The organism is Candidatus Desulfolinea nitratireducens (assembly GCF_982879505.1).
Genome location: NZ_CEYOSI010000354.1, coordinates 1 through 1,123, shown reverse-complemented (window position 1 = coordinate 1,123; position 1,123 = coordinate 1). Strand labels below are relative to the sequence as shown.

General features: G+C 48.8%; 1 protein-coding gene. It reads left to right on the top strand.

All coding sequences use genetic code 11. From position 1 onward, the window contains the following. Positions 1 to 182 precede the first annotated feature (182 nt). Positions 183 to 1,115 (top strand): glycosyltransferase family 2 protein, encoded by a 933-nt coding sequence (locus tag AC3DOM_RS17730; RefSeq protein ID WP_487920368.1) that lies wholly within the window; start codon positions 183 to 185, stop codon positions 1,113 to 1,115. The last annotated feature ends 8 nt before the right edge of the window (positions 1,116 to 1,123 follow it).

Here is a 1,123-nt window from a genome sequence, read left to right as displayed (position 1 = left end):
TGTGAAATCCGTTTTTAGCGAAACAAGATTATCACGTTTTGAACCCATTACCCTCTCTTTTTACAAACCACTTAGCGGAAACTAAAGTGAGAAATACGCGCCGAAATATGCGCTCAACACCGAGACCCTAACGCCGCTGCACGCCTTCGGCAATTACGAAGTTTATGAGATAGCCCCCTGCGATGAAAATTTCGATTATCACACCCTCTTTCAATCAAGCGGATTATTTGGATCAGACAATTTGTTCTGTTTTGGATCAGGATTACCCCGAGCTTGAATACCTGATTGTGGACGGAGCGTCCTCGGATGGGAGCTTGCGAATCATTAAAGAGCATTCCGAGCGTTTGACTTGGTGGGTGTCCGAAGCAGACGCGGGACAAGCGGATGCGATTAACAAAGGCTTCTCCCGCGCGACGGGCGAGATCATCGCCTGGCTCAACTCGGACGATTATTATCAGCCCGAAACACTCGTTACTATTGCCAATCTTTTTGCCCAAAACCCCGACGCTGGCATCATCTACGGCGATGTTCTCTCCGTCGACGGCGACGGAAATCCGATTAACGTGCAGCGTTTCGCGCAGTACACTATCGAAGACCTGATGCAATTCAAAATCATCAGCCAGCCAGGTGTTTTCATGCGCCGCAGCGTTTTAGAGCAGGCAGGCTACCTTGACCTTGATTATCACTTTTTGCTCGATCATCAGCTTTGGCTGCGCGTTGCCCAACTCGCCCCGATGATCTACACACCGCAAACCCTCGCCGTAGCCCGCTACCACGCAGATGCGAAAAACATCGCCCAAGCCGATCGCTTCGGCGCAGAAGCTTTCAAAATTCTGGGCTGGATGAATACACAACCGATGCTGCGCTCTTTGCTCAAAGAGAATCGTAAGAAAGTCTTGGCAGGCGCACATCATCTGGATGCTTTCTATTTGGTTGAAGCTGGTAAGATGAGAGCCGGACTTGCGGCGTATGCGCGTGCCTTTTTCAAATATCCGCCCACCGCGCTAAAAAGCTGGAAAAGAATTATTTATGCCTTTCTGAGTATGTTAGGATTTGGGCGCGTGCGCGAGATTTATATAAAAAGCCGCAAAAAGAGTTTAACAAAAAAAACGTAATGCGTATT